The sequence below is a fragment of the Streptococcus shenyangsis genome, from assembly GCF_006385785.1.
In the GTDB taxonomy this organism is placed as follows: Bacteria; Bacillota; Bacilli; order Lactobacillales; family Streptococcaceae; genus Streptococcus; species Streptococcus shenyangsis.
In genome coordinates this window covers 23,519-42,726 of record NZ_VFSH01000016.1, presented here as the reverse complement: position 1 = coordinate 42,726, position 19,208 = coordinate 23,519, and the positions used below count along the sequence as shown (strand labels likewise).

Sequence of the window (19,208 nt, the reverse complement as noted above, 5' to 3'; positions counted from 1 at the left end):
TCTAAGCTATATCCTTGTTTTCTAAGTTCATAGATCTGAACTTTATCATCATAAGTTAATTTCATAATAAAAACACCCCAAAAGTTAGATTTTTTCTGTCTAACTTTTGGGGTGCAGTTCAACTTGAACCGTAATACTATGCGTTTTATTGTGAGAAAATTTATTTCATTTTCTCCTGAAATTGAGTTTTTACCCAGTCTCTAATGAGTTATTTCCAAGTGACCAGTTCGCTCCAAACGCTAACATTCGATATAGTAGAGGTTTCACCAGCTGGAACCCATTTGTTGGTGCCTAAGTATCTAACTTCTAGTTTACGAACGTTTACTGTGTAAGATGCTTTTAGTCTAATATAACCATAAGTGTAGGGTGGTACGTTATGGGAGACTGAGTGATTTAAACTAAGTCCAGCTCCAGACTCCGGAGCAGAAAAGCTAACACCTGCACCTACAGTCAGAGTAGCTCCAGCTTTTCCACCATAGGCAGTTGAACTTACAGGACCTGATGTGGTGCTTTTCTTGTAAGAGTGAGAGTATTTAGTTCTATAGTCTGCAACACCAGTTGCATTAGAACGAGTCTGATACGTAGATTTAGACTCTAAATAGGCGTCTCTAAGTTCAGTCGTATAAAATGACAATAACTCTCCTGTGTTGATATCTTTTACAATACGATTAGATACAATTTCATAATTTGTACCAGGATAGACATCAGCAAAAACCGTAGATGTTGTGACTAAGAATAATAGACTTGATAGTAGAGAGAAAAACAATAGTTTCAGTTTAATCATAACAAATTTACTTTCTTCATGAGTAAAAGATTATTTTTTCAATCCTTTGAAAGTTATAATGCAACCCGAAATAATACTGAGAGTTCCTACAGGTCTCCAATATAGTTGCCAAAAGAATAAATTTATTCTTTCTTTCAGTGTCGCATAGGGTTCGGCATAATAGGGGTTGATGTGAAATAATAAAAAACCAAAACATAAAACTATGATTCCAGTTAAGAATAAAATGTCCTTATTTACTTTCCTCATAAAACCTCCTTTTATTTTATTTAAAGCGCTTTCTATTATTAGTATACGTCAAAAAAAGAAAAAAAACAAGTCTATTTATTTATTTTTTTACATGGTATAATAGAATAGTTGGAGAGTTTTTATATAGCTTTAAAAGGCTGATATGAATACTTTGTATAATCTAATGATTCTTCAAAAAATTTCTTATTCAAACAAGAGCAAAGAGAAGGTGGGCTGCATATCAGAAGTTAGATGTATTTCTGTCTAACTTTTGAGGTGTAGTTCATTTTAAAACCACGAATCCTATGTGACTCGTGGTTCTTTTTTATAAACTAGTAGAGTGTTTTGGTTGTACTTTTTGCTCAGGGTCGATGTAGTTGATAGCATTATTGACAGCAGTTGGAGCTTCTCCGAGACCTGTCGCAATCAAGTCAATTTTTCCGTCATAGTAGCAACAGTCACCGATAGCATAGATACCTGCTTGGCTAGATTCCTGTTTGCTGTTGACAATAATCTTGTGACGGTTGAGGTCGAGCCCCCAGTTTTTAAGGTTACCAACAGAAGATTTGAAACCATAGTTGACAAAGAGGTGATCTAAGTCAATCGTTTCTGTTTCATCAGATTTTACTTTTGTGATTTCCAACTTGTCAAGCTTTTTTCCATCTCCAAGGAGTTGGCTAGGGACGAATGGTGTCTTGATGGTCACAGATGATTCTTGCAAAGCTTGCACACTGTGTTCCAAGGCACGGAAATTATCTCTGCGGTGAACAAGGGTAGTTGGCGCGATTTTTTCAAAAGCCAAAGCCCAATCCACAGCTGAGTCCCCCCCACCAAGAATCGTCACTTTCTTACCAGCATATTGCTGGATGTTGGAAACGTGGTAGTGGATATTTTCATAGTTCTCAACGCCTTCTAGTTCCAGAGGACGTGGTTTGAAGGCGCCGCCACCCATAGCAATGATAACTGTTTTAGACAGGTGACTCCCTTTAGAAGTTGTAATTACAAAGCCTTCTTCTTGTTTTTCAATCTCAATAACCGTTTCGTTGAGATGAATAGGGGTATCAAAGCCGTTTAGCTGTTCAATCAAGCGGTTGGTCAACTCTTCTCCAGTCAGGTTTGGGAAACCTGGAACGTCGAGGATTTCCTTTTCAGGATAGAGAATAGCAGGTTGTCCACCTAGTTGGGGAAGAGAGTCGATGATTTGGACCTTGGCTTGGCGTAGGTGGGCATAGAAGGCCGCAAAAAGACCAACTGGACCACCACCTACAATGGTAATATCATAGAGTTGAGACATGGTTTCTCCTTTGTTTTTTCTAGTCATACTCTTCGAAAATCTCTTCAAACCACGTCAGCGTCGCCTTACCGTAGCTATGGTTACTGATTTCGTCAGTTCTATCCACAACCTCAAAACATTGTTTTGAGCAACCTGCGGCTAGCTTCCTAGTTTGCTCTTTGATTTTCATTGAGTATCAGTTTATTTTATCATATTTTTTCCTTAATTTAAAATGAAGTAGGATAGGGGAAAAATGCCAGAAAAATGGTATAATAGACAGGAACGTGTTTGGACAGAGAGGAGACGGCAGATGAACTTTCAACAATTATCCAACCTGCAATATTGGACTAGCTTGTTTTCTAGTCCTTGGAGTATTGCCATCAATGTGTTTGATATTTTGATTGTGGCTTATGTTTTGTATCGTTTTACAAAAGCGATAGCTGGTACCAAGATTATGATTTTGGTGCGGGGGGTATTGATTTTTGTATTAGCCCAGGTTGTAGCTAATATCCTTGGTTTAACCACGATTTCTTGGTTGATTAATCAGATTATCACTTATGGAGTCATTGCTGTGGTTGTTATCTTCTCTCCAGAGATTCGGACTGGTTTGGAACGCTTGGGAAGGGCGACAGATTTCTTTTCTACTACTCAAATAAGTGCAGAAGAGCAAATGATTCGTTCCTTTGTCAAGTCAGTTGAATACATGAGTCCTCGTAAGATAGGTGCCCTGGTTGCCATTCAACGAGTTCGGACCTTGCAAGAATACATTGCGACAGGGATTCCTTTGGATGCCAATATTTCGGCTGAACTTCTCATCAATATTTTTATCCCTAACACTCCCCTACACGATGGTGCTGTGATTATCAGAGAAAACCGAATTGCGGTAACCTCTGCCTATCTGCCCTTGACAGAAAGTACAGGGATTTCCAAGGAATTTGGGACCAGACACCGGGCGGCTATCGGTTTATCAGAAGTGTCTGATGCCTTGACCTTCATCGTCTCAGAGGAAACAGGTGGTATTTCTATTACCTACAATGGGGTCTTCAAGCATGACTTGACGATTGAAGAATTTGAAGCAGAGCTACGAACAATTCTTTTGCCAGCTGTTGAGGAAAAAGCCAGTTTCAAGGACCGTTTGCTAGGAGGTTGGAAATATGAGAAAAAATAGTCTATATATCATTTCATCTCTCTTTTTTGCTTGTGTCTTATTCATTTATGCAACGTCTACCAACTTTCAAAATAGCAATACCGCAAGGCAGGTCAAATCAGAGACCTACACCAATACGATAGCAAATGTTCCTATCGATATTCACTATGATAATAGTCAATACTTTATTAGTGGTTTTGCTTCAGAAGTTTCAGTTGTGCTGACAGGTGCCAATCGTGTGACTTTGGCCAGCGAAATGCAGGAAAGTACTCGTAAGTTTAAAGTTACTGCTGATTTGACGGATGCCAGTGTTGGAACGATTGAAGTTCCCTTGAATATTGAAAATCTTCCAAGTGGATTGACCGCTGTGGCAACGCCTCAAAAGATCACAGTGAAAGTTGGGAAGAAGGTTAAGCGAGATGAGATGATTGTTGTTCCGCAAGTTGACCAAAGCCAGATTGATCCCAAGTTACAAATTGATAGTGTAACTGTGTCAAATGAACGAGTTTCTGTCACAACTGACCAAGAAACATTAGCTAAGATTGACAAAGTTATTGCGCTTTTACCAACTAGCGAACGCATAACAGGTAATTACAGTGGTTCAGTACCTTTGCAGGCAATCGACCGCAATGGGGTTGTCTTACCGGCAGTTATCACTCCGTTTGACACAACAATGAAGGTGACTACAAAACCTGTGACACCAAGTTCAAGCACATCAAATTCAACTACAAGCAGTTCGTCGGAGACATCTTCGTCAACGAAAGCAACTAGTTCAAAAACGAATTAAAAAATAGGAAAAGGATTTTATAAAAATGGGTAAATATTTTGGGACTGATGGAGTCCGTGGAGAAGCTAATGTAGAACTAACACCAGAATTGGCCTTTAAACTAGGACGTTTTGGAGGCTATGTTCTTAGTCAACATGAAACGGAAGCACCGAAAGTCTTTGTAGGACGTGACACACGAATTTCAGGAGAAATGCTAGAATCTGCCTTGGTAGCTGGTCTCCTTTCAGTTGGTATTCACGTATACAAACTAGGCGTTCTGGCAACGCCAGCAGTAGCTTACTTGGTTAAAACTGAAGGAGCAAGTGCAGGTGTCATGATTTCTGCTAGCCACAATCCAGCCCTTGATAATGGAATCAAGTTCTTTGGTGGGGATGGCTTCAAACTAGATGACGAAAAAGAAGCAGAAATTGAAGCCTTGCTAGATGCTGCGGAAGACATTCTTCCTCGTCCAAGTGCAGAAGGTCTAGGTACTGTAGTTGATTATCCAGAAGGCTTGCGTAAGTATGAAGGCTATCTTGTTTCAACTGGAACTCCTCTTGAAGGAATGAAGGTTGCCTTGGACACAGCAAACGGTGCAGCGTCTACAAGTGCCCGTCAAATCTTTGCAGACCTTGGAGCTCAATTGACTATTATCGGGGAAACACCAGACGGTCTTAACATCAACCTTAATGTTGGTTCAACCCACCCAGAATCCCTTCAAGAAGTGGTCAAAGAAAGCGGGTCAGCTATCGGTCTGGCCTTTGATGGAGACAGTGACCGCTTGATTGCTGTTGATGAGAATGGCGATATCGTTGATGGTGACAAGATTATGTACATCATCGGAAAATATCTTTCTGAAAAAGGACAATTGGCCCAAAATACAATCGTGACAACTGTTATGTCTAACCTTGGTTTCCACAAGGCCTTGGACCGTGAAGGTATTAACAAGGCAGTCACTGCAGTCGGTGACCGCTACGTTGTTGAAGAAATGAGAAAATCAGGCTACAACCTTGGCGGAGAACAGTCTGGGCACGTGATTTTGATGGATTACAATACCACAGGTGATGGCCAATTATCAGCTGTCCAATTGACGAAAATCATGAAAGAAACTGGTAAGAGCTTGTCAGAGCTGGCCGCAGAAGTAACCATCTATCCACAAAAATTAGTCAATATCCGAGTGGAAAATGCCATGAAGGAAAATGCCATGGAAGTGCCAGCTATCAAGGCCATCATTGAGAAGATGGAAGAAGAAATGGCAGGAAATGGCCGTATCCTTGTTCGCCCAAGTGGAACAGAGCCCCTCTTACGTGTTATGGCAGAAGCGCCTACAACAGAAGAAGTGGACTACTATGTTGATACCATCGCTGATGTAGTTCGAGCTGAAATTGGGATTGACTAAATCCTAGAAAACTAGATGAAAATAAAAAATTATGGTACAATAGCTTATAATATTGTAGCTAAGGGAGAGAGACATGAATCTTAAACGTGAACAAGAATTTGTTAGTCAGTATCATTTTGATGCGCGTAATTTTGAATGGGAAAATGAGAATGGAGCTCCTGAAACCAAGGTGGATGTAAACTTCCAATTGCTCCAACATGACCAAGACAATCAAGTGACTTCCTTAATTGTTGTCTTGAGTTTTATGATTGTATTTGATAAGTTTGTCATTAGTGGAACCATTTCACAGGTGAACCATATCGATGGTCGTATTGTCAATGAACCAAGTGAATTGAGCCAAGAAGAAGTGGAAACTTTGGCTCGTCCATGTTTGAATATGCTCAATCGTTTGACTTATGAAGTGACTGAAATTGCATTAGACTTACCAGGAATCAATTTGGAGTTCTAATATGAAACTAGCTGTTATTACAGATTCCTCTGCCTTTCTCAGTACAGAGACCTTGCAAAGAGAAGATTTGTTTGTCTTGGATATTCCTGTCAATATTGATGGTGAGGAGTATGTTGAAGGCATCAATCTGACTGCTGAGGAATTTTATCAAAAAATGGCTCAGGCTTCTGAATTGCCTAAGACCAGTCAACCAAGCATTGCCAAGTTAGATGAAATCTTAACTTCGCTCAAAGAACAAGGCTATACCCATGCCTTGGGGCTTTTCCTATCTTCTGGAATTTCAGGTTTTTACCAAAATATCCAGTATATGGTGGATGATTATGAGGGCTTGACCATTGCTTTCCCAGACACTTTGATTACAAGTGCTCCGCTGGGTATTATGGTTGAAAGTGTCTTTAACTGGCGAGACCAGGGCGATGATTTTGCCATTATTCAGGATAAGCTAGCCATTCAAATCAGCCGTACGTCAGCTTTTATCATGGTAGATGATTTGGACCACTTGGTGAAAGGTGGACGTCTTTCAAATGGGGCTGCGATTTTGGGCAATCTGCTAAGCATTAAGCCAATCCTTTATTTTAACGATCAAGGTGTGATTGAAGTTTACGAAAAAGTTCGTACTGAAAAGAAAGCAACCAAGCGCTTAATTGAAATCATTAAGGAAACAACAGCTTCAGGCCAATATCGGGTCATTGTCATTCATGGAAATGCTCCTGAAAAGGCTGAAGAATTGCGTCAACACTTGCTTGAATCTGGAGTGGGTACGGATATTTCACTAGCTACATTTGGTAGTGTCATTGGAACTCACCTAGGAGCAGGAAGTATTGCTCTGGGTTATATTCCAGTGATTTAGTTGGCACTTTTAGACTAGTTAAGAAGTTAGCAGTTGAACACGCCTGGAACCCCGTGTGAAAAAGATAGTTCTTCCAAGGAGTAGACGCTCCTTGATCAGAACTCCTATTTTCACTTTGTGTTCCTACAGGCTTTGTATCTTAGACAGGAGTAGAGATGAGTATTCGAGTAATTATTGCTGGTTTTAAGGGAAAGATGGGCCAAGCTGCTTGTCAGATGGTCTTGGATGATTCAGACTTGGACTTGGTAGCAGTTTTGGATCCCTTTGAGTCTGAATCAGAATGGCAAGGAATTCCTGTTTTCAAGGATAAGGCTGATTTAGCAGGCTTTGAAGCGGATGTCTGGGTAGATTTTACTACTCCAACTGTTGCCTATGAAAATACACGCTTTGCTCTTGAAAATGGCTTTGCTCCAGTAGTTGGAACGACTGGTTTCACAAGTGAAGAAATTGCAGAACTAAAAGCATTTTCCCGTACCCAAGATTTGGGTGGTTTGATTGCCCCTAACTTTGCCTTGGGTGCTGTCTTGCTTATGCAATTTGCTACGCAGGCTGCCAAATATTTCCCAAATGTGGAGATTATCGAGCTCCATCATGACAAGAAAAAGGATGCTCCGAGTGGAACAGCTATTAAAACAGCTGAGTTGATGGCAGAAGTTCGTGAATCAATCCAGCAAGGTGCGCCTGATGAGGAAGAATTGATTGCAGGTGCCCGTGGTGCTGATTTTGATGGCATGCGCATCCACTCAGTTCGTTTGCCAGGCTTAGTAGCCCATCAGGAAGTCATCTTTGGCAATCAGGGAGAAGGATTGACCCTCCGTCATGACTCCTATGATCGCAGCTCCTTCATGACAGGAGTGAATTTGGGAATTAAAGAAGTTGTCAAGCGTCATGAGCTTGTCTATGGATTAGAACACTTATTATGAGATTAACGAAAATGCCTTCTGAATTTCAGAAGGCTTTACCAGTATTAGAAAAAATTAAAGAAGCAGGCTTTGATGCTTATTTTGTTGGAGGCTCTGTTCGAGATGCCCTTCTCAATCGTCCCATCCACGATGTGGATATAGCGACGTCTTCTTATCCTGAAGAGACCAAGCAGATTTTCCCACGAACAGCCGATATCGGAATTGAACATGGAACTGTCTTGGTCTTATATGGAGACGAGGAGTATGAGGTGACTACTTTTCGGACAGAGGATGTCTATGTGGACTATCGTAGGCCTAGTGCGGTTTCCTTTGTGCGTTCGCTAGAAGAAGACCTCAAGCGTCGTGATTTTACAGTCAACGCCTTTGCCTTGGACGAGACAGGGGAAATCGTTGACTTGTTTCATGGTTTAGAGGATTTGGAAAATCAAGTTTTGCGAGCAGTTGGAGTGGCTAGTGAACGTTTCAACGAAGATGCTTTGCGGATTATGCGTGGTTTCCGTTTTCAGGCCAGTCTTGGCTTTGAACTTGAGCCAGAAACATTTAAAGCTATGAAGATCTTGACGCCGCTTTTGGAGAAAATTTCTGTAGAGCGTACCTTCGTCGAGTTTGATAAACTCTTGCTGGCTCCGTTTTGGAGAAGGGGTTTGTCTTCCATGGTTGAGAGTCAAGCTTATGACTATCTCCCTGATATGGCATCTAGCCAAGATAAGCTCAACAGATTGTTTGATTTGGAGAATGATTTCACTTTTGAATCCTCTGAACAAGCTTGGGCGGCTCTACTGTGGGCTCTGGAGATTAAAGATGCACAGCCATTTTTGAAGGCTTGGAAGACCTCTCGTCAATTTGCCAAGCAGGTACAGGATTTACTGACTATTTTGGCTCTGCGTGAAAAGGGAGAATTGAGCAAGCGCGATTGTTACCGCTTTGACTTGGATTTACTTTTACAGGCTGAAAATCTTCGTCAGGCTCAAGGAAAAGAAGTCAACCCACAAGCTATCACAGAAACTTACCAGAGTTTGACAATTCATGATAAGAAAGAAATCCAAATCAACGGTGGTATTTTAATCAAGGAATATGGTTATCATCCGGGCCCAGACTTGGGAGAGATTTTAACAGATATTGAATATGCTATTGTCGATGGAGAATTGGAAAATGACCGTCAAGCCATCCATGCTTATCTGAGGGAGAAAAAATGAGTGATTTTATCGTTGAAAAACTAAGTAAATCCGTCGGTGACAAGACCGTTTTTAAGGATATTTCCTTTATCATCCATGATCTAGACAGAATTGGTTTGATTGGTGTCAATGGGACTGGCAAGACCACCCTTTTAGATGTTCTTTCCGGTGTTTCTGGCTTTGATGGGGATGTTAGTCCTTTTTCAGCTAAGAATGATTACCAGATTGGTTACTTGACTCAGGATCCTGATTTTGATGATAGCAAGACTGTCTTGGATACGGTTCTATCTAGTGACCTCAAGGAAATCCAGCTCATTCGTGAGTATGAGTTGATCATGCTCAACTACAGTGAAGACAAACAGGCTCGTTTGGAACGTGTCATGGCTGAGATGGATTCTCTTCAAGCTTGGGAAATTGAGAGTCAGGTCAAGACCGTTCTCAGCAAGCTAGGTATTCAGGACTTATCTATTCCTGTTGGGGAATTGTCAGGTGGTCTGAGAAGACGGGTCCAGTTGGCGCAAGTTTTACTTGGCAACCACGACCTCTTGCTTTTGGATGAGCCGACTAACCATCTGGACATTGCGACTATTGAGTGGCTGACCCTCTTTTTGAAAAATTCTAAGAAAACCGTCCTTTTTATCACCCATGATCGTTATTTCCTAGACGCTTTATCAACACGTATTTTCGAGTTGGACCGAGCGGGCTTGACAGAATACCAAGGAAATTACCAGGACTATGTTCGCCTTAAGGCAGAACAGGATGAGCGCGATGCGGCTCTTCTCCACAAAAAGGAACAACTTTATAAGCAAGAATTGGCCTGGATGCGCAGGCAACCGCAGGCGCGTGCGACCAAGCAGCAGGCTCGTATCAATCGTTTCCATGACTTGAAGAAAGAGGTTTCAGGCAGTAGTGCTGAGACAGACTTGACTATGAACTTTGAAACCAGTCGTATTGGGAAGAAAGTCATCGAGTTTCAGGATGTTTCCTTTGCCTATGAAAACAAGCCTATTTTGCAAGATTTTAATCTCTTGGTGCAGGCTAAAGATCGTATTGGAATTGTTGGGGACAACGGTGTTGGGAAATCAACTCTCCTTAACTTGATTGCAGGAAGTCTTGAGCCGACAGCAGGTCAAGTTGTGATAGGGGAAACTGTTCGCATCGCCTATTTCTCTCAGCAAATTGAGGGTCTGGATGAAAGCAAGCGAGTGATCAATTACTTGCAGGAAGTGGCAGAAGAGGTCAAGACCAGCGGTGGTTCTACGACTTCTATTGCAGAATTACTGGAGCAGTTTCTTTTCCCACGTTCGACGCATGGAACCTTGATTGAGAAGTTGTCTGGCGGCGAGAAAAAACGTCTTTATCTCCTCAAATTGCTCTTGGAAAAACCAAATGTTCTTCTCTTGGACGAGCCAACCAATGATCTGGATATTGCAACCTTGACAGTTTTGGAGAATTTCTTGCAAGGCTTTGCTGGTCCAGTTTTGACTGTTAGTCACGACCGCTATTTCTTGGATAAGGTAGCGACCAAGATTCTGGCTTTTGAAGATGGCAAGATTCGTCCTTTCTTTGGTCATTACACAGACTATCTTGATGAAAAAGCCTTTGAAACAGAGATGGTCAATCAAGTTCAAAAGGCTGAAAAGGAGAAGGTCGTCAAGGTCAGAGAAGACAAGAAACGCATGACCTATCAAGAAAAGCAGGAGTGGGCAAGCATTGAAGGCGATATTGAAGCCTTGGAAAACCGTATCGCTGCTATTGAAGAGGAGATGCAGGCCAACGGCTCTGACTTTGGTAAGCTGGCTACTCTCCAAAAAGAACTGGATGAGAAAAACGAAGCACTCCTTGAAAAATACGAACGCTATGAATATTTAAGTGAGTTTGATAGCTAGAAGAATGGAAAAATCCCGTCTCATGGACAGGATTTCTCTATTCTTTTTTGGTTTCTTGATGAAAGATATTTTGCCAGGTTTCGTGGCGACGCCAGATACTGGTATGGACGATACCATCTAACTCATAGCAGATGAGTTTGGTCTTTTGACTGATGGAAGTGATCTGGATATCCTTGATAGCTGAATTTAACTCTTTTTCGGCTTTATAGGCCTCTTTATTCATCTGTTCTCCATCTTGACGAATATAGACAAAATCATCAGCCAAGAGTTCTTCCAGTTGATTTCCTTGGTCAATCAATTGTTCGCGCATAAGCAATTTTTTGTAGACATTGTCTAAAATCTCATCCTCAGGTATAGGTGCTGGCTCGATATGGACATCGGTATCGAAGATGCCAAAACGTTCCTCCAGCATAGACTCGACTTGATCCGCGATTTCATGACTCTCATAAACAGACAAGTCAGGATTCATCTCCAACGTAATATCCAGGTAGATGTTGCTACCGTAGGTGCGACCTCTTTGCGATTTGACCTTGCTGATTTTAGGAATTTCCATAATGGCTTTTTGATATTCCTCAAGCAGACGGTCATCAAAACCATCTGAAAGGCTAAAGGAAGACTCGATGAAGATATCATAGGCAGTTTTCAAGATAAAGAAAGTGATGATGATAGCAACCAATTTATCCACAATGGGATAATTGAAACTGCTAGCCAGGATGGCAATGGTGGTACCAAGTGAGGTAAGAGCGTCAGAAAGATTGTCTTTGGCAGCAGCCTTCAGTGCCTTGGAGTTAGATTTCTTACTGAGGCGAGTATTGTAGAGATAGACCAGAAACATTATCGCTGCAGAAATGATTCCTAGAGTTGCACCCAGAGGATCAATGACCGTTTCTTCCCGGCTGAGAATCTTTTGAATGGTGTCCCTCAGCACATCAAAGCCAACATAAAACATGATGATGGAAGTGATCAAGCTAGCCAAATCTTCAATCTTCCAGTGGCCAAAACGGTGGTCTCGGTCAGCAGGCTGGCGCGCCATTCGAATACCAATCAAGAGGGCCACATTTCCAATGATGTCCGACACGTTGTTGAAACCATCGGCCACCAAACTGGATGAATGAAGGAGGTGACCAGTTGCCAATTTGGCTGCAGATAAGAGCAGGTAGGTCGAAATGCTGATAATGGCCCCACGCTCAGCTAACTTGAGATTTGAAATAGATTGCTTCATTCAACTTCCTTTCTAGTCACATAGCATTTTACCATTATACTGGTTTTCAAGGGAAAATTCAAATAAGGTAGTTTTTACTCTTTTAAAACTTCCCAAAATTTGGTATAATAGTACTACTCAAGGGAGTAGCTGGCAGAAACCTGTGATAGTGTCGTCATTCCGAATTTTATACTGAAAAGTATGTTTTCCGGCCCTATCTTAAACAGCGAGACTTGTTATGATTAACAGGTCTCTTTTTGTTTGTCGTGAAAAGATACGATGGGAAAAAGAGAGCCTGTTTTGCACACAATGTCAAGGAGGAGACACATGTCAAAAGAACAAAAACGCCAAGCGTTTTATACTCAAAGTCCTGAAGAGGTCTTGAAGGCTGTGGATGCGACCGAGCAAGGTTTGTCATCAAGTGAGGCGGAAAAACGCCTTGCTGAATTTGGCCACAATGAACTCGAAGAAGGAGACAAACGATCAATACTGGTCAAATTCATCGAGCAATTTAAGGATTTGATGATTATCATCCTAGTTGCGGCAGCAATCTTATCAGTCGTGACTTCTGGAGGGGAAGATATCGCTGATGCCATTATCATCCTAGCTGTGGTTATCATCAACGCTGCCTTTGGTGTTTACCAAGAAGGGAAAGCCGAAGAAGCGATCGAAGCCCTCAAATCCATGTCTAGTCCAGCTGCCCGCGTTCTTCGTGATGGCCACATGGCTGAGATTGACTCTAAAGAATTGGTACCTGGAGATATCGTTGCCCTTGAAGCAGGTGACGTGGTGCCAGCGGACCTACGTTTGCTAGAAGCCAACTCTCTTAAAATTGAAGAAGCTGCTTTGACAGGTGAGTCTGTGCCAGTCGAAAAAGACTTGTCAGTCGAGCTTGCGACAGATGCTGGTATTGGTGACCGTGTCAACATGGCCTTCCAAAACTCTAACGTAACCTATGGTCGTGGGATGGGTGTTGTTGTCAATACAGGTATGTACACTGAAGTTGGTCACATCGCTGGTATGCTTCAAGATGCGGATGAGACAGATACACCACTCAAACAAAACTTGAACAATCTTTCTAAGGTCTTGACCTATGCTATCTTGGTTATTGCCCTTGTTACTTTTGTAGTTGGAGTTTTCATTCAAGGAAAAAATCCACTTGGTGAGTTGATGACCTCTGTTGCGCTTGCCGTTGCAGCCATTCCAGAAGGGCTCCCGGCTATCGTAACGATCGTTCTTGCCCTTGGTACGCAAGTCTTAGCTAAACGTAACTCTATCGTTCGTAAATTGCCAGCAGTAGAAACACTTGGTTCAACTGAGATCATCGCTTCTGACAAGACTGGTACGCTGACTATGAACAAGATGACCGTCGAAAAAGTCTTCTACGATGCAGTTCTACATGACTCAGCTGATGACATTGAACTAGGTCTTGAAATGCCCCTTCTTCGTTCAGTTGTCTTGGCAAACGATACTAAAATCGATGTGGAAGGCAACTTGATTGGTGACCCAACAGAAACAGCCTTCATCCAATATGCCTTGGACAAGGGCTACGATGTCAAAGGATTTTTAGACAAATATCCTCGTGTAGCTGAGTTGCCATTTGACTCTGACCGTAAGCTCATGTCAACAGTTCACCCATTGCTAGATGGTCGTTTCCTTGTGGCAGTCAAAGGTGCGCCAGACCAACTTTTGAAACGTTGTGTTCTTCGTGATAAGGCTGGAGATATTGCTCCGATTGATGAGAAGGTTACAAACCTCATTCATACAAACAACTCTGAAATGGCCCACCAAGCCTTGCGTGTCCTTGCAGGTGCGTATAAGATTATCGATAGCATTCCAGAAAATCTCACTTCTGAAGAACTTGAAAATGATTTAATCTTTACTGGTTTGATTGGGATGATTGACCCTGAACGTCCTGAAGCTGCTGAGGCTGTTCGTGTGGCGAAGGAAGCGGGAATTCGTCCAATCATGATTACGGGTGACCATCAAGATACTGCAGAAGCTATTGCCAAACGTTTGGGAATCATCGATGCAAATGATACAGAAGGCCACGTTTTAACTGGTGCTGAACTCAATGAACTGTCAGATGAAGACTTTGAAAAAGTTGTTGGCCAGTATTCTGTTTATGCCCGTGTGTCTCCAGAGCACAAGGTTCGTATCGTTAAGGCCTGGCAAAAACAAGGTAAGGTCGTTGCCATGACAGGTGATGGTGTCAATGATGCGCCAGCTCTGAAAACAGCCGATATCGGTATCGGTATGGGAATCACTGGTACAGAGGTTTCTAAGGGGGCTTCTGACATGATTCTTGCAGATGATAACTTTGCGACTATCATTGTTGCAGTTGAAGAAGGACGTAAGGTCTTCTCAAACATTCAAAAGACCATTCAATACCTGCTTTCTGCCAATACTGCTGAAGTATTGACCATCTTCCTATCAACCTTGTTTGGTTGGGATGTCTTGCAGCCAGTTCATCTCTTGTGGATCAACTTGGTAACCGATACTTTCCCAGCTATCGCTCTAGGTGTTGAACCTGCTGAGCCTGGTGTCATGAATCATAAACCACGTGGACGCAAGGCAAGCTTCTTCTCAGGTGGTGTTTTCAGTTCTATCATCTATCAAGGTGTACTCCAAGCAGCTATTGTTATGAGTGTTTATGGTCTTGCGATTGCTTACCCAGTTCATGTGGGTGACAATCATGCCATTCATGCAGATGCCCTTACTATGGCTTTTGCAACCCTTGGTTTGATTCAGCTCTTCCATGCCTACAATGTGAAATCTGTCTACCAATCCATCTTGACAGTCGGCCCATTTAAATCTAAGACCTTTAACTGGTCTATCTTGGTATCCTTCATTCTTCTCATGGCAACTATCGTCGTAGAACCGCTTGAAGGAATCTTCCACGTAACCAAACTAGACTTGTCACAATGGGGAATCGTTATGGGCGGAAGCTTCTCAATGATTATTATTGTCGAAATTGTTAAGTTTATTCAACGCAAACTAGGTTTTGACAAGAATGCGATTTAAGGGAGGTTTCTGATGTCAGCTTATCAATTACCGACCGTATGGCAGGATGAAGCTAGTAATCAAGGAGCCTTTACGGGACTAAACAGACCAACAGCAGGTGCCCGTTTCGAACAAGACTTACCAAAAGGAGAACGACCTTTTCAGCTTTATTCACTGGGAACACCAAATGGTGTGAAGGTCACTATCTTATTGGAAGAATTACTAGAAGCTGGTTTTGAGCAAGCGGCTTACGACTTGTATAAGATTGCTATCATGGATGGGGATCAATTCGGTTCAGACTTCGTAAAGCTCAATCCAAATTCCAAGATTCCAGCCTTGCTGGACCAGTCAGGTACTGAAGAAGTAAGAGTCTTTGAGTCTGCTCATATTCTCCTTTATCTTGCTGAGAAATTTGGAGCCTTTTTACCAAGCAATCCTGTGGAAAAGGTAGAAGTTTTGAATTGGCTATTCTGGCAAGCAGGTGCTGCACCTTTTCTAGGTGGGGGATTTGGACATTTCTTTAATTATGCCCCTGAAAAATTGGAATATCCAATTAATCGCTTTACGATGGAAGTGAAACGCCAGTTGGATTTATTGGATAAGGAATTGGCTAAGAAACCTTATATTGCAGGCAATGACTATACGATTGCAGATATTGCTATCTGGTCTTGGTATGGACAGTTAGTTCAAGGAAACCTTTATCAAGGTTCTGCAAAATTTTTAGATGCCTCAAGTTATCAGAATCTAGTAAACTGGGCAGAAAAAATTGCCAACCGTCCAGCTGTTAAGCGTGGTATGGAAGTAACTTACAAAGAAATTAAATAGCGAAAAAGTCATCTTCGGATGGCTTTTTGCTACAGTTGAGGGAAAGGGCTTGCAGTTATCGGCTTTTGTGCTATAATTGCTATAATATAGTAAACATCAAGAGGAGTGTGAGGAAGTGGAAAAGAAAATTGTGAAGGATATCTTATTTTTATCTCAGGTATCTCAGCCGGCAAGTCAGGAAGATCTGTATCTTGCCAGAGATTTGCAGGATACACTCTTAGCAAATCGTGAGACCTGTGTTGGTCTGGCTGCCAATATGATTGGGGTGCAGAAGCGCGTGATTATCTTTAATCTTGGCTTGGTTCCCGTGGTCATGTTTAATCCAGTTCTCCTGTCCTTTGAAGAACCTTATGAGACAGAAGAAGGCTGTTTGTCCTTGGTAGGTGTGAGACCAACTAAGCGTTATGAAACTATAAGGATTTCCTATCGTGACAGCAAGTGGCAGGAACAGACTATTACCTTGACAGGCTTCCCAGCTCAGATTTGCCAGCATGAACTAGATCACTTGGAAGGACGAATCATTTAGGAGGAAAGCAAATGAAACGAATAGTCTTTGAATTTATTTTTATCGCAACGACCTGGTATATCTTTTTACCGCCTCTTAACCTGACCAGCTGGGAATTTCTCTTTTTTCTCTGTGGGCATTTGCTGCTTGTGGCAATCTTATTTGGCTTTGGCAAGGGAATCAATCTGGTCAAAACAGTCCATGTGCGCCACGGCAAGGCGGAAGCTGCCTTAAATCTTGAAGGTTTCAAAATCAATCGGTTAGGTAAAGTTCTTTTTGCTTCTATTGGAGGGATTCTTCTCTTGGCAGCTTTGGTTTCCTTGGTAACTTCCAGCATTTTTCAGGCTAAAAATTATGCCAATGTAGTCACGGTTACGGAAAAAGACTTTACTGAATTTCCTAAGACTGACACCAGTAAGGTTCCTATTCTAGATAGAAGTACTGCTGAAAAAATTGGTGACCGCTACTTGGGTTCCCTAACAGATAAGGTGTCGCAGTACGTAGCGGCAGACACCTATACCCAATTGACGATTGATGGGAAACCTTATCGAGTTACGCCACTAGAATATGCAGATCCTATCAAGTGGTTTAATAATCAGGCCAAGGGAATCGGCGAGTATATCAAGGTGGACATGGTAACTGGAAATGCGAATTTGGTGGACTTGAAGACACCAATCAAATATTCAGACTCGGAGTATTTTAATCGTGATGTCAAGCGTCACCTGCGCTTTAAGTACCCAACCAAAATCTTCAAGACTCCATCTTTCGAGGTGGACGATGAGGGTAATCCTTTCTATGTAGCAACGGTTTACCAAAAGCAATTTGGACTTGCGGTTCCCCGTCCTGTTTCAGTCATTATCTTGGATGCCACAAATGGAGATACCAAGGAATACAGTTTGGCAGATGTTCCAGAATGGGTGGACAGGGTTTATCCAGCTGAGGAAACCATTGAGCAAATCAACTACAACGGCAAGTACAAGGATGGTTTCTGGAATGCCATGATTTCCAAGAAAAATGTGACCCAGACTACCAAGGGCTATAATTACTTGTCTATCGGTAATGACATCTACCTATACACAGGTGTGACGTCGGCCAATGCGGATGAAAGTAATCTTGGTTTCATCCTTGAAAATATGCGAACAGGAGAAATCACGAAGTATAGCTTGGCTTCCGCGACCGAAGAATCAGCCCGTGAATCAGCCGAAGGTGCTGTTCAGGAGAAATCCTACAAGGCGACCTTCCCAATCCTCATCAACCTCAATGACAAGCCTCTCTACATCATGGGCTTGAAGGACAATGCTGGTTTGGTCAAAGAGTATGCTTTGGTAGACGCAGTCGAGTACCAAAATGTTATCGTAGCCACGACAGTAGAAGAACTGCTCAGCAAGTACGCCAATAAAAACGACCTTGAAATTGATAATGAAACCACAGAAAGCATCAAGGGTGTGGTAGCAGACCTCAAATCAGCTGTTATCAAGGGCGACACCGTCTACTTCTTTAAAGTTGATGGCAAGATTTACAAGGTTAAGGCCTCAGTATCAGATGACCTTCCTTACCTTGAAAATGGTAAAACCTTCGAAGGTCAAGTAGGAAAAGATAATTATCTTAAGACCTTTAAAGTGCAGTAATACTCTTTGAAAATTTCTTCAAACCACGTCAACGTCGCCTTGCCGTACTCAAGTACAGTCTGCGGCTAGTTTGCTCTTTGATTTTCATTGAGTATAAAAAAGATTTATTTAAGAAATATATGTGATAATAAGGTAAATTAAGTCTAATGGAGGACAAAGAAATGGGTTTTTATGTGATGCTTGCTTCAATGCTACTCGGACTGCTCGCTTTGAAGATAGGTTTTTCTCAGTTCAAGGAGAAAAAAGATAAATTCTTATCTATCTTAACAAGCTTAGCTGGCACAGCCCTTGTTCTCGTGGCTATCTGGTTAGGATGGCCCAAATAAACAGAGGAACCTCGGTCAAACCGAGGTTTTTCAGATGAATTTCTTGGTAGTAGCTAAAAAATATGCTACACTATCAATATGAAAATTTTAATCCCAACAGCAAAAGAAATGAACTCAGATTTGCCAAGTATCGAAGCAACTTCTTTAAAACCAGAAAGCCAGGCCGTGCTGGATGCCTTGGCCCTCTATTCTGCTAGTCAATTGGAGAGTTTTTACAAGGTATCAGCTGAGAAGGCAGTGGAAGAATTTCAACATATCCAAGCTTTAAAAAAACAAACTGCTCAACACTACCCAGCCTTGAAACTTTTTGATGGGCTTATGTACCGTCACATCAAGCGAGATAAGTTGACCGAGGCAGAACAAGTCTATCTTGAAAATCATGTCTTCATTACCTCGGCTTTGTACGGTGTCGTTCCAGCCTTGTCACCCATGTCCCCTCACCGTTTGGACTTTTTGATGAAGTTAAAAGTCGCTGGTAAGACTTTGAAGAGCCATTGGAAGGTAGCCTACGATGAAGCTGTGACGCAGGAAGAAGTAATTTTCTCCCTCTTGTCGTCCGAGTTTGAGACTGTATTTTCTAAGGAAATTAGAGAAAAAATGGTGACCTTCAAATTCATGGAGGACAAGGATGGTCAGCTGAAGATTCATTCAACTATTTCGAAGAAAGCGCGTGGTGCCTTCCTAACAGCCCTGATAGAAAATCAAGTACAGACGGTGGAGGAAGCTCGTCTCTTAAGCTTTGCTGGATTTGTCTACCGAGAAGATTTATCCCAGCAACAGGAATTGGTTTTTGTTAAGGAAGTATGAAAGAGAACAATTCAAATTGAGGCTCAACTTCTTC

Annotated in this window: 18 protein-coding genes and 1 pseudogene; 14 read left to right on the top strand and 5 right to left on the bottom strand. The window is 42.0% G+C overall.

Annotation, left to right across the window (positions count from 1 at the left end; all coding sequences use genetic code 11):
* From FJR77_RS10540 to FJR77_RS10385, 4 genes and pseudogenes are all read right to left on the bottom strand, one after another.
* Positions 1-65: pseudogene (locus FJR77_RS10540) on the bottom strand (transposase); the annotation flags it as partial.
* Between the two features lie 143 nt (positions 66-208).
* A complete protein-coding gene (locus FJR77_RS09460) occupies positions 209-784 on the bottom strand; it encodes a hypothetical protein (RefSeq protein WP_000593540.1) in 576 nt (191 codons plus the stop codon).
* Positions 785-1,334: 550 nt separating this feature from the next.
* The gene (locus FJR77_RS09455) at positions 1,335-2,303 is read right to left on the bottom strand and encodes an NAD(P)/FAD-dependent oxidoreductase (RefSeq protein WP_140834613.1); all 969 of its coding nucleotides are present in this window, start codon (positions 2,301-2,303) and stop codon (positions 1,335-1,337) included.
* A 19-nt stretch (positions 2,304-2,322) separates the two neighbouring features.
* Complete coding sequence (locus FJR77_RS10385; RefSeq protein WP_235888732.1) at positions 2,323-2,472, bottom strand: hypothetical protein; 150 nt, start codon at positions 2,470-2,472, stop codon at positions 2,323-2,325.
* A gap of 120 nt (positions 2,473-2,592) precedes the next feature.
* Here FJR77_RS10385 and cdaA point away from each other — a divergent pair, with 120 nt between their 5' ends.
* The 8 genes from cdaA to FJR77_RS09415 all read left to right on the top strand — a co-directional run bounded on the left by cdaA (position 2,593) and on the right by FJR77_RS09415 (position 10,879).
* Positions 2,593-3,450: a diadenylate cyclase CdaA gene (gene cdaA / locus FJR77_RS09450; RefSeq protein ID WP_140834614.1), complete on the top strand. Its 858-nt coding sequence runs from the start codon at positions 2,593-2,595 to the stop codon at positions 3,448-3,450.
* Positions 3,437-4,216: a CdaR family protein gene (locus tag FJR77_RS09445; protein WP_001230936.1), complete on the top strand. Its 780-nt coding sequence runs from the start codon at positions 3,437-3,439 to the stop codon at positions 4,214-4,216. The genes cdaA and FJR77_RS09445 overlap by 14 nt, the downstream gene beginning before the upstream one ends.
* Positions 4,217-4,241: 25 nt before the next feature.
* On the top strand, positions 4,242-5,594 hold the full coding sequence (glmM, locus tag FJR77_RS09440) for a phosphoglucosamine mutase (RefSeq protein ID WP_140860131.1): 1,353 nt from the start codon (positions 4,242-4,244) through the stop codon (positions 5,592-5,594).
* A 73-nt stretch (positions 5,595-5,667) separates the two neighbouring features.
* Positions 5,668-6,042, top strand: coding sequence for a DUF1149 family protein (locus FJR77_RS09435; protein ID WP_140834617.1), 375 nt, complete (start codon positions 5,668-5,670; stop codon positions 6,040-6,042).
* A 1-nt stretch (position 6,043) separates the two neighbouring features.
* Positions 6,044-6,892: a DegV family protein gene (locus FJR77_RS09430; RefSeq protein ID WP_061088284.1), complete on the top strand. Its 849-nt coding sequence runs from the start codon at positions 6,044-6,046 to the stop codon at positions 6,890-6,892.
* A gap of 155 nt (positions 6,893-7,047) precedes the next feature.
* A complete protein-coding gene (dapB, locus tag FJR77_RS09425) occupies positions 7,048-7,815 on the top strand; it encodes a 4-hydroxy-tetrahydrodipicolinate reductase (RefSeq protein WP_140834618.1) in 768 nt (255 codons plus the stop codon).
* Positions 7,812-9,011 carry a CCA tRNA nucleotidyltransferase gene (locus FJR77_RS09420; RefSeq protein WP_140834619.1) on the top strand — a complete coding sequence of 400 codons (1,200 nt, stop codon included), beginning with the start codon at positions 7,812-7,814 and terminating at the stop codon, positions 9,009-9,011. Before dapB ends, FJR77_RS09420 begins: the two co-directional genes overlap by 4 nt.
* The gene (locus tag FJR77_RS09415) at positions 9,008-10,879 is read left to right on the top strand and encodes an ABC-F family ATP-binding cassette domain-containing protein (RefSeq protein WP_140834620.1); all 1,872 of its coding nucleotides are present in this window, start codon (positions 9,008-9,010) and stop codon (positions 10,877-10,879) included. Before FJR77_RS09420 ends, FJR77_RS09415 begins: the two co-directional genes overlap by 4 nt.
* A gap of 37 nt (positions 10,880-10,916) precedes the next feature.
* Here the strand turns inward: FJR77_RS09415 and mntE are convergent, their stop codons facing one another.
* Positions 10,917-12,101: a CDF family manganese efflux transporter MntE gene (gene mntE / locus FJR77_RS09410; RefSeq protein WP_140834622.1), complete on the bottom strand. Its 1,185-nt coding sequence runs from the start codon at positions 12,099-12,101 to the stop codon at positions 10,917-10,919.
* A gap of 306 nt (positions 12,102-12,407) precedes the next feature.
* Between mntE and FJR77_RS09405 the strand changes: the two genes are divergently transcribed.
* The 6 genes from FJR77_RS09405 (at position 12,408) to yaaA (ending at position 19,174) form a co-directional block, all read left to right on the top strand.
* Positions 12,408-15,104 carry a cation-translocating P-type ATPase gene (locus FJR77_RS09405; RefSeq protein ID WP_140834623.1) on the top strand — a complete coding sequence of 899 codons (2,697 nt, stop codon included), beginning with the start codon at positions 12,408-12,410 and terminating at the stop codon, positions 15,102-15,104.
* Positions 15,105-15,116: 12 nt separating this feature from the next.
* The gene (gene yghU, locus FJR77_RS09400) at positions 15,117-15,908 is read left to right on the top strand and encodes a glutathione-dependent disulfide-bond oxidoreductase (RefSeq protein ID WP_140834625.1); all 792 of its coding nucleotides are present in this window, start codon (positions 15,117-15,119) and stop codon (positions 15,906-15,908) included.
* A 115-nt stretch (positions 15,909-16,023) separates the two neighbouring features.
* Positions 16,024-16,434 (top strand): peptide deformylase, encoded by a 411-nt coding sequence (locus FJR77_RS09395; RefSeq protein WP_140834627.1) that lies wholly within the window; start codon positions 16,024-16,026, stop codon positions 16,432-16,434.
* Positions 16,435-16,445: 11 nt separating this feature from the next.
* Positions 16,446-18,041: a hypothetical protein gene (locus FJR77_RS09390; protein ID WP_140834629.1), complete on the top strand. Its 1,596-nt coding sequence runs from the start codon at positions 16,446-16,448 to the stop codon at positions 18,039-18,041.
* A 161-nt stretch (positions 18,042-18,202) separates the two neighbouring features.
* Positions 18,203-18,367, top strand: a complete 165-nt coding sequence (locus FJR77_RS09385; protein ID WP_061759413.1) for a YczI family protein — start codon at positions 18,203-18,205, stop codon at positions 18,365-18,367.
* 78 nt (positions 18,368-18,445) lie between these two features.
* Positions 18,446-19,174, top strand: a complete 729-nt coding sequence (yaaA, locus tag FJR77_RS09380; RefSeq protein WP_061759412.1) for a peroxide stress protein YaaA — start codon at positions 18,446-18,448, stop codon at positions 19,172-19,174.
* The last annotated feature ends 34 nt before the right edge of the window (positions 19,175-19,208 follow it).

Bases quoted from the DNA above. Each gene is read 5' to 3' on its own strand.
- yghU (WP_140834625.1), top strand. From the start codon at position 15,117: ATGTCAGCTTATCAATTACCGACCGTATGGCAGGATGAAGCTAGTAAT.
- glmM (WP_140860131.1), top strand. From the start codon at position 4,242: ATGGGTAAATATTTTGGGACTGATGGAGTCCGTGGAGAAGCTAATGTA.
- cdaA (WP_140834614.1), top strand. From the start codon at position 2,593: ATGAACTTTCAACAATTATCCAACCTGCAATATTGGACTAGCTTGTTT.
- FJR77_RS09455 (WP_140834613.1), bottom strand. From the start codon at position 2,303: ATGTCTCAACTCTATGATATTACCATTGTAGGTGGTGGTCCAGTTGGT.
- dapB (WP_140834618.1), top strand. From the start codon at position 7,048: ATGAGTATTCGAGTAATTATTGCTGGTTTTAAGGGAAAGATGGGCCAA.
- yaaA (WP_061759412.1), top strand. From the start codon at position 18,446: ATGAAAATTTTAATCCCAACAGCAAAAGAAATGAACTCAGATTTGCCA.
- mntE (WP_140834622.1), bottom strand. From the start codon at position 12,101: ATGAAGCAATCTATTTCAAATCTCAAGTTAGCTGAGCGTGGGGCCATT.
- FJR77_RS09390 (WP_140834629.1), top strand. From the start codon at position 16,446: ATGAAACGAATAGTCTTTGAATTTATTTTTATCGCAACGACCTGGTAT.
- FJR77_RS09435 (WP_140834617.1), top strand. From the start codon at position 5,668: ATGAATCTTAAACGTGAACAAGAATTTGTTAGTCAGTATCATTTTGAT.
- FJR77_RS09420 (WP_140834619.1), top strand. From the start codon at position 7,812: ATGAGATTAACGAAAATGCCTTCTGAATTTCAGAAGGCTTTACCAGTA.
- FJR77_RS09460 (WP_000593540.1), bottom strand. From the start codon at position 784: ATGATTAAACTGAAACTATTGTTTTTCTCTCTACTATCAAGTCTATTA.
- FJR77_RS09405 (WP_140834623.1), top strand. From the start codon at position 12,408: ATGTCAAAAGAACAAAAACGCCAAGCGTTTTATACTCAAAGTCCTGAA.
- FJR77_RS10385 (WP_235888732.1), bottom strand. From the start codon at position 2,472: ATGAAAATCAAAGAGCAAACTAGGAAGCTAGCCGCAGGTTGCTCAAAA.
- FJR77_RS09415 (WP_140834620.1), top strand. From the start codon at position 9,008: ATGAGTGATTTTATCGTTGAAAAACTAAGTAAATCCGTCGGTGACAAG.
- FJR77_RS09445 (WP_001230936.1), top strand. From the start codon at position 3,437: ATGAGAAAAAATAGTCTATATATCATTTCATCTCTCTTTTTTGCTTGT.
- FJR77_RS09430 (WP_061088284.1), top strand. From the start codon at position 6,044: ATGAAACTAGCTGTTATTACAGATTCCTCTGCCTTTCTCAGTACAGAG.
- FJR77_RS09385 (WP_061759413.1), top strand. From the start codon at position 18,203: ATGGGTTTTTATGTGATGCTTGCTTCAATGCTACTCGGACTGCTCGCT.